We start from the raw sequence: 7,892 nt of genomic DNA, 5'->3' as shown, positions 1-7,892 counted from the left end.
TTCGGCCTTTCGCACCTAGTATGCCCGTTGCTGGCCAATAAGACCGTCAACTCGCTGTCCCACTACACCGACTGGACCATCGGCCACGTACACGCCGGCGCGCTCGGCTGGGTAGCGATGATCTCGATCGGCGCGATCTACCACATGATCCCGAAACTGTTCGGTCGCGTGCAGATGCACAGCATCGGCCTGATCAACACGCACTTCTGGCTCGCGACCATCGGTACCGTTCTGTACATCGCTTCGATGTGGGTCAACGGCATCACCCAGGGTCTGATGTGGCGTGCAATCAACGACGACGGCACCCTCACCTACTCGTTCGTCGAAGCGCTGCAAGCCAGCCACCCTGGCTACATCGTTCGCGCCCTGGGCGGTGCGTTCTTTGCCAGCGGCATGCTGTTCATGGCCTACAACGTATGGCGTACCGTACGTGCCTCGAACCCGGCTGAAGCCGAAGCCGCCGCTCAGATTGCTGTAGTTGGAGCTCACTGATGAAGCATGAAGCAGTCGAGAAGAACATTGGCCTGCTGGCCTTCTTCATGGTCATCGCCGTCAGCATCGGCGGCCTGACCCAGATCGTCCCGCTGTTTTTCCAGGACGTTACCAACAAGCCGGTCGAAGGCATGAAGCCTCGCCCGGCGCTTGAAGTCGAAGGACGCGACGTCTTTATCGCCAACGGTTGTGTCGGCTGCCACTCGCAGATGATCCGCCCGTTCCGTGCTGAAACCGAACGTTACGGCCACTACTCGGTCGCCGGTGAAAGCGTCTGGGACCACCCGTTCCTGTGGGGTTCCAAGCGTACCGGTCCGGACCTGGCCCGTGTCGGCGGTCGTTACTCCGATGACTGGCAGCGTGCGCACTTGTACAACCCGCGCAACGTGGTGCCCGAGTCGAAAATGCCGGCCTACCCGTTCCTCGTGGAAAACAAGCTCGACGGCAAAGACACCGCCAAGAAACTGGAAGTCTTGCGCACGCTCGGCGTCCCTTACACCGACGAAGACATCGCCGGCGCCAAGGATGCTGTGAAGGGCAAAACCGAAATGGACGCGCTGGTGGCCTATCTGCAAGGCCTGGGCACCATCATCAAAAGCAAACGGTGATTTAGATGGATATCGGGATGATTCGTGGCCTGGGCACCGTTGTTGTGATGGTGGCCTTCATCGGTCTGGCGTTGTGGGTGTTCAGCCCCAAGCGCAAGTCGGAGTTTGAAGACGCGACCTTGCTGCCTTTCGCGGATGATCCCGAAGCCATCAAGCACGTCGAGCAAGCTTCTAGGAGTAACAAAGAATGACTACGTTCTGGAGTCTGTACGTCACAGTCCTCAGTCTGGGTACTATCTTCGCCCTGACCTGGCTGCTGCTGTCTACCCGCAAGGGCCAGCGCAGCGAAGCCACCGAAGAGACTGTTGGCCACTCCTTCGACGGGATCGAGGAGTACGACAACCCACTGCCGAAATGGTGGTTCATGCTGTTCGTGGGCACCATCATCTTCGCCCTGGGCTACCTGGTGCTGTATCCAGGCCTGGGTAACTGGAAAGGCCTGCTGCCAGGCTACAACTACCTCGATAACGACAAGCAGACCGCGTTCGCCAATGGCCAGACCGGCTGGACCGGCGTGCACGAGTGGGAAAAGGAAATGGCCAAGTCGGACGCCAAGTTCGGCCCGATCTTCGCCAAGTTCGCTTCCATGCCGATCGAAGAAGTCGCCAAGGACCCGCAAGCCCTGAAGATGGGTGGCCGCCTGTTCGCCTCCAACTGCTCGGTCTGCCACGGTTCCGACGCCAAGGGCGCTTATGGCTTCCCGAATCTGACCGACGCCGACTGGCGTTGGGGCGGCGAGCCGGAAACCATCAAGACCACCATCATGGGTGGCCGTCATGCGGTCATGCCGGCGTGGGCTGAAGTGATCGGCGAGCAAGGCGTGGCGGATGTTGCCTCGTTCGTGCTGACCAACCTCGATGGCCGCAAACTGCCGGAAGGCACCAAGGCCGACCCGGCTGCCGGGCAGAAACTGTTCGCCGCCAACTGCGCCGTGTGCCACGGTCCGGAAGGCAAAGGCACCCCAGCGATGGGCGCGCCGAACCTGACCCACCCGGCGGCGTTCATCTACGGTTCGAGCTTCGCTCAACTGCAGCAGACCATCCGTTACGGCCGCCAGGGCCAGATGCCTGCGCAAGAACAGCTGCAAGGCAACGACAAGGTTCACCTGCTGGCCGCTTACGTCTACAGCTTGTCTCACGGTGAGAAAGCTCCGGCGGCGGACGCCCAATAAGGCAAACGCTTGAAGCAACAAAAAACGGCCCCGCCAATGTGAATTGGCGGGGCCGTTTTGTTTATGGCTACTCATGCCCATGGCGACCGGAGGTAGCGGCTCTCTTCCCTCGCGGCTTGCGAGACGGGCTATTGAGTAGTAACGTTTCTACAAAGTACTTTCAAGAGGGGGCCGCCATGATGGCCATCACCACGATTTCCAGCCGTGAATTCAACCAGGACACAAGTAGTGCCAAAAAAGCCACACGTCAGGGCCCGGTAATCATCACCGACCGTGGCAAGCCTGCTCACGTGCTGCTAAGCATTGAGGAGTACCAAAAGCTGACCGGTACCAACGCCAATATTGTCGACCTGCTCGTCATGCCAGAAGCGGCAGATATCGACTTCGAAACCGAGCGCGCCGTGATCACCCATCGACCTGTGGACTTGTCTTGATGTTTCTACTCGACACCAATGTGATTTCTGAACTGCGTAAACCCCAGGCTGACGCTAACGTTGTCGCCTGGGCCAAAAGTGTCATTGCTCCCCGCCTGTTTATTTCGGCTATTACCTTGAAGGAACTGGAGACAGGTGTACTTCGAATGGAGCGTCGTGACCCCGCCCAGGGGAAGGTCCTGCGCACCTGGCTGAAGCACCACGTTATACCGGCCTTCGATGCCAGAATCCTGCCAGTCGATGCCGCCGTAGCACTGCGCTGTGCCAGCTTGCATGTTCCGGATCAAGCAAATGAAAGCGATGCTCTGATCGCTGCGACTGCACTTGTTCATGGCCTGACCGTGGTCACTCGAAACATCGGTGATTTTCAATCCAGCGGTGTCGCATTGATCAATCCATGGGATGAATGAACTCGCCGCACCGGCAAAACCGTCCATAATTCACAAGTCAATTGATTCAAGTCATTACACCATCAATTGATTTCTCCCAACGCGACCAAAGGTCGCACCCTTGAGATAGAGCGACAGGCGTATCATTGCGCCACTGCAACACCTCTTTTTGACCGCGGTCGGCACGTACTGACCGAGGCATTTTTCCACTGCCGTGGGATGCAATGATGAGCAATCAGATTCCGGTACACGACGTTACCCCGCCTGCCAAGAACGCGAACAACAGCGTCGATCTCTACGCTTCTCGAGAAAAGATCTACACCCGCGCCTTCACCGGTTTGTTTCGCAACCTGCGGATGATGGGCGGGGCCGGTTTGTTCCTGCTGTATTTCGGTACGGTGTGGCTGAACTGGGGTGGCCACCAGGCCGTCTGGTGGAACCTGCCGGAACGTAAATTCTTCATTTTTGGCGCGACCTTCTGGCCCCAGGATTTCATCCTGCTCTCGGGCCTGCTGATCATCAGCGCCTTCGGCCTGTTCTTCATTACGGTGTATGCCGGGCGTGTCTGGTGCGGCTATACCTGCCCGCAAAGCGTCTGGACCTGGATTTTCATGTGGTGCGAGAAGGTCACCGAAGGCGACCGTAACCAGCGCATCAAGCTCGACAAGGCGCCGATGAGCGCCAACAAATTCCTGCGCAAATTCAGTAAACACAGCCTGTGGCTGTTGATCGGTTTTGTCACCGGCATGACCTTCGTCGGGTACTTCTCGCCGATCCGCGAGTTGACCATTGATTTCTTCACCGGCGAGGCCGATGGCTGGTCGTACTTCTGGGTCGGTTTCTTCACCCTCGCCACCTACGGCAATGCCGGCTGGTTGCGCGAGCAGGTGTGCATCTACATGTGTCCGTATGCGCGCTTCCAGAGCGTGATGTTCGACAAGGACACCCTGATCGTTTCCTACGACCCGCGCCGTGGCGAGTCCCGTGGCCCGCGCAAGAAAGGCGTGGACTACAAGGCCCAGGGCCTGGGCGATTGCATCGACTGCACCATGTGCGTCCAGGTCTGCCCGACCGGTATCGACATCCGTGACGGCCTGCAAATCGAGTGCATCGGTTGCGCCGCGTGCATTGATGCCTGCGACAGCATCATGGACAAGATGGACTACCCCCGCGGCCTCATCAGCTACACCACCGAACACAACCTGTCCGGGCAGAAAACCCATAAACTGCGCCCGCGCCTGATCGGCTATGCCGTGGTGCTGCTAACCATGATCGGCTTACTGGTGACTGCGTTCTTCATGCGTTCGCTGGTGGGGTTCGACGTCAGCAAGGACCGCGTGCTGTACCGCGAGAACGCCGAAGGCCGGATCGAGAACGTCTACAGCCTGAAGATCATGAACAAGGACCAGCGCGACCACACCTACCTGCTGGAAGCCAGCGGCCTGCCGGACCTCAAGCTGCAAGGCAAGCGCGAAATCAAAGTCGCCGCCGGGGAAATTTTCAGCCAGCCGGTGGAGCTGTCCAGCGCGCCGGAGCAATTGCCATCGAGCACCAATGAGGTGAAATTCACCCTCAAGGATGCCGATGACGACAGCGTCCACGTTGAAGCCAAGAGCCGATTCATCGGCCCACAAATTCGTTGAGAGAAGTGATCATGCCCGCAGCAACTGCCGCAAGCCCTTGGTACAAGCATCTTTGGCCGTGGATCATCATCGGGATTCTGGCCTGCTCGGTGACCCTGACCCTGTCCATGGTGACCATCGCCGTGAACAACCCGGACAACCTGGTCAACGACAACTATTACGAGGCCGGCAAAGGCATCAACCGCTCCCTGGACCGTGAGCTGCTGGCCCAGACCCTGCAATTGCGCGCCAACGTGCATCTGGATGAACTGACCGGCGAAGTCGACCTGCGCCTGAGCGGCAACAGCCAGCCCAAGACCGTGGAGCTGAATCTGATCTCGCCGACCCAACCGGAGAAGGATCGCAAAATCACCCTGACCCGCAGCGAAACCGAACAGGGCCGCTACATCGGCCAGATGAGCGACAAGGTCGAGGGCCGTCGGTTTGTCGAATTGCTGGGCGTGCAGGACGACAAGACCTGGCGCATGTTCGAAGAAGAACAGGTCAGCCATGACAAAGACTTATTGCTGGGCGATGAGCCGCTGCAAGGCGCGGAAGACCTGAAGAAGTAAGCATCACCTGATCGTTCCCACGCTCTGCGTGGGAACGCAGCCAGGGACGCTCCGCGTCCCAGCCGAAGCGGACGCGGAGCGTCCGGGGAGGCATTCCCACGCAGAGCGTGGGAACGATCATCGGACAACACCCTGTGAAAACCCCATGACCACCCCAACCCCCTGCTACCACTGCGCCCTGCCCGTCCCGGCCGGCAGCCGCTTCACCGCCGTCGTCCTCGGTGAAACCCGTGAGCTTTGCTGCCCGGGTTGCCAGGCCGTGGCTGAAGCCATCGTGGCTGGAGGTCTGGAAAGTTATTACCAGCATCGCAGCGAGGCCTCGGCCAACCCCGAATCCTTGCCCGTGCAACTGGTAGACGAACTGGCGCTGTACGACCGCGCCGATGTGCAGCAACCCTTCGTCCGTCACCAAGGTGAACTCGCTGAAACCACACTGTTAATGGAAGGCATCAGCTGTGCCGCTTGCGGCTGGCTGATCGAGAAACACCTGCGCGGCTTGCCGGCGGTGGCCGAGGCACGGTTGAACCTGTCCAACCATCGCCTGCACGTGCGCTGGGCCGACGCTCAATTGCCACTGAGCCAGGTGCTCGGCGAATTGCGCCACATCGGTTACGTCGCCCACCCTTATCAGGCCGACCGCGCCAGTGAACAACTGGCTAGCGAAAACCGCCTGGCCCTGCGCCAGCTCGGCGTCGCCGGACTGCTGTGGTTCCAGGCAATGATGGCGACCATGGCCACCTGGCCGGAATTCAATATCGATCTCAGCCCGGAACTGCACACCATCCTGCGCTGGGTCGCGCTGTTCCTGACCACGCCCATCATCTTCTACAGCTGCGCGCCCTTCTTCAAAGGCGCGATGCGCGACCTGCGCACCCGTCACCTGACCATGGACGTTTCGGTGTCGCTGGCGATCGGCAGCGCGTATCTCGCCGGGATATGGACCTCGATCACCGGGGTCGGCGAACTGTATTTCGATGCCGTCGGCATGTTCGCGCTGTTCCTGCTGGCCGGGCGCTACCTGGAACGCCGCGCCCGGGAACGCACCGCCGCAGCCACCGCACAACTCGTCAACCTGTTACCCGCTTCGTGCCTGCGCCTGAGTGCTGACGGCCAGAGCGAGCGAATCCTGCTCAGCGAACTGCGCATCGGCGATCAGGTGCTGGTGCACCCCGGTGCGGTCCTGCCGGCCGATGGCAAGATCCTCGACGGCCAGTCGAGCATCGACGAATCCCTGCTCACCGGCGAATACCTGCCACAACCGCGCACCTTGGGCGATGCCGTCACGGCGGGCACCCTGAACGTTGAGGGCGCGTTGACCGTGGAAGTATTGGCCCTGGGCCATGACACGCGACTCTCCGCGATTGTTCGCCTGCTCGACCGCGCCCAAGCTGAGAAACCGCGCCTGGCGGAAATCGCCGACCGCGCCGCCCAATGGTTCCTGTTGTTGTCGCTGATCGCTGCCGCCGCCATCGGCCTGTTGTGGTGGGAACTGGATTCGTCGCGGGCGTTCTGGATCGTGCTGGCGATGCTCGTCGCGACCTGTCCGTGCGCCTTGTCCCTGGCTACGCCGACCGCGCTGACAACCGCCACCGGCACGCTGCACAAACTCGGTTTGCTGCTGACCCGCGGCCATGTGCTGGAAGGCCTGAATCAGATCGACACGGTGATTTTCGACAAGACCGGCACGTTGACGGAGGGTCGGCTGGCCCTGCGTTCGATTCGCCCACTCGGCTCACTCGGCAGCGATGAATGCCTGAGTCTCGCGGCAGCGCTGGAGAACCGTTCCGAACACCCGATCGCCCGGGCATTTGGCCGCGCGCCCTTGGCCGCCGAAGAAGTCCTCAGTACGCCGGGGCTCGGCCTTGAAGGCCTGGTCGGCGAACAGCGCCTGCGCATCGGTCAGCCGGGTTTTGTCTGCGAACTCAGCGGTGCCAGCGTGCCGTTGATGCCGGATGAGGCCGGACAATGGCTGCTGCTCGGTGACAGCTTCGGGCCGCTGGCGTGGTTTGTCCTCGACGACCGCTTGCGCGCCGACGCCCCGGCTCTGCTCGCGGCGTGCAAGGCGCGCGGCTGGCGCACGTTGTTGCTGTCCGGCGACAGTTCGCCGATGGTCGCCAGCGTCGCCACCGAACTGGGTATCGACGAGGCCCGTGGCGGCCTGCGGCCCGATGACAAGTTGCAAGTGCTGCAACAGCTGCACAAGGAAGGTCGCAAGGTGTTGATGCTCGGTGACGGGGTCAACGATGTGCCGGTGCTGGCGGCGGCTGATATCAGCGTGGCCATGGGTTCGGCCACTGATCTGGCGAAAACCAGCGCTGACGCGGTGCTGCTGTCCAACCGCCTCGAAGCCCTGGTGCAAGCCTTCAGCCTGGCGCGGCGCACCCGTCGGGTAATCATCGAGAACCTGCTGTGGGCCGGGCTGTACAATGGCCTCATGTTGCCGTTCGCCGCCCTCGGCTGGATCACCCCGGTGTGGGCCGCGGTCGGCATGTCGATCAGTTCGTTGACCGTGGTGCTCAATGCCCTGCGCCTGACTCGGATGCCGAGCACGCCCAAGGTCCGCGCCACGCCAGAAACCCGCCCGCTGCCGGCCTGAGCCGCGCG

The 7,892-nt window shown here is 61.0% G+C and carries 9 protein-coding genes; all 9 read left to right on the top strand.

The genetic code is table 11. The features are described 5' to 3' along the window. Positions 1-492: cbb3-type cytochrome c oxidase subunit I (locus tag ACIQY3_RS16790; RefSeq protein WP_403021301.1), on the top strand; the 492-nt coding region annotated here is incomplete at its 5' end. After that, positions 492-1,100: a cytochrome-c oxidase, cbb3-type subunit II gene (gene ccoO, locus ACIQY3_RS16785; protein WP_054054085.1), complete on the top strand. Its 609-nt coding sequence runs from the start codon at positions 492-494 to the stop codon at positions 1,098-1,100. The genes ACIQY3_RS16790 and ccoO, both read left to right, overlap by 1 nt. 5 nt (positions 1,101-1,105) lie before the next feature. Next, positions 1,106-1,291 carry a CcoQ/FixQ family Cbb3-type cytochrome c oxidase assembly chaperone gene (locus ACIQY3_RS16780; protein WP_003175465.1) on the top strand — a complete coding sequence of 62 codons (186 nt, stop codon included), beginning with the start codon at positions 1,106-1,108 and terminating at the stop codon, positions 1,289-1,291. Further along, a complete protein-coding gene (ccoP, locus tag ACIQY3_RS16775) occupies positions 1,288-2,271 on the top strand; it encodes a cytochrome-c oxidase, cbb3-type subunit III (RefSeq protein ID WP_054054083.1) in 984 nt (327 codons plus the stop codon). Before ACIQY3_RS16780 ends, ccoP begins: the two co-directional genes overlap by 4 nt. Positions 2,272-2,450: 179 nt before the next feature. Continuing rightward, positions 2,451-2,705: a type II toxin-antitoxin system Phd/YefM family antitoxin gene (locus ACIQY3_RS16770; protein ID WP_213937104.1), complete on the top strand. Its 255-nt coding sequence runs from the start codon at positions 2,451-2,453 to the stop codon at positions 2,703-2,705. Beyond that, positions 2,705-3,115 carry a type II toxin-antitoxin system VapC family toxin gene (locus ACIQY3_RS16765; RefSeq protein WP_403021298.1) on the top strand — a complete coding sequence of 137 codons (411 nt, stop codon included), beginning with the start codon at positions 2,705-2,707 and terminating at the stop codon, positions 3,113-3,115. The genes ACIQY3_RS16770 and ACIQY3_RS16765 overlap by 1 nt, the downstream gene beginning before the upstream one ends. Before the next feature lie 206 nt (positions 3,116-3,321). Continuing rightward, positions 3,322-4,737 carry a cytochrome c oxidase accessory protein CcoG gene (ccoG, locus tag ACIQY3_RS16760; RefSeq protein ID WP_403021296.1) on the top strand — a complete coding sequence of 472 codons (1,416 nt, stop codon included), beginning with the start codon at positions 3,322-3,324 and terminating at the stop codon, positions 4,735-4,737. 11 nt (positions 4,738-4,748) lie between these two features. Continuing rightward, complete coding sequence (locus tag ACIQY3_RS16755) at positions 4,749-5,288, top strand: FixH family protein (RefSeq protein WP_123403332.1); 540 nt, start codon at positions 4,749-4,751, stop codon at positions 5,286-5,288. Between the two features lie 145 nt (positions 5,289-5,433). Then, a complete protein-coding gene (locus ACIQY3_RS16750; RefSeq protein WP_403021293.1) occupies positions 5,434-7,884 on the top strand; it encodes a heavy metal translocating P-type ATPase in 2,451 nt (816 codons plus the stop codon). The last annotated feature ends 8 nt before the right edge of the window (positions 7,885-7,892 follow it).

Origin of the sequence: Pseudomonas sp. NPDC096950, assembly GCF_044762525.1 — a bacterium.
Lineage (GTDB): Bacteria > Pseudomonadota > Gammaproteobacteria > Pseudomonadales > Pseudomonadaceae > Aquipseudomonas.
This window is presented reverse-complemented; position numbering and strand designations above follow the sequence as displayed.

Excerpts from the sequence above, each read along its gene's own strand:
- ACIQY3_RS16770 (WP_213937104.1), top strand. The coding sequence starts at position 2,451 with ATGGCCATCACCACGATTTCCAGCCGTGAATTCAACCAGGACACAAGT.
- ccoG (WP_403021296.1), top strand. The coding sequence starts at position 3,322 with ATGAGCAATCAGATTCCGGTACACGACGTTACCCCGCCTGCCAAGAAC.
- ACIQY3_RS16755 (WP_123403332.1), top strand. The coding sequence starts at position 4,749 with ATGCCCGCAGCAACTGCCGCAAGCCCTTGGTACAAGCATCTTTGGCCG.
- ccoO (WP_054054085.1), top strand. The coding sequence starts at position 492 with ATGAAGCATGAAGCAGTCGAGAAGAACATTGGCCTGCTGGCCTTCTTC.
- ACIQY3_RS16750 (WP_403021293.1), top strand. The coding sequence starts at position 5,434 with ATGACCACCCCAACCCCCTGCTACCACTGCGCCCTGCCCGTCCCGGCC.
- ACIQY3_RS16780 (WP_003175465.1), top strand. The coding sequence starts at position 1,106 with ATGGATATCGGGATGATTCGTGGCCTGGGCACCGTTGTTGTGATGGTG.
- ccoP (WP_054054083.1), top strand. The coding sequence starts at position 1,288 with ATGACTACGTTCTGGAGTCTGTACGTCACAGTCCTCAGTCTGGGTACT.
- ACIQY3_RS16765 (WP_403021298.1), top strand. The coding sequence starts at position 2,705 with ATGTTTCTACTCGACACCAATGTGATTTCTGAACTGCGTAAACCCCAG.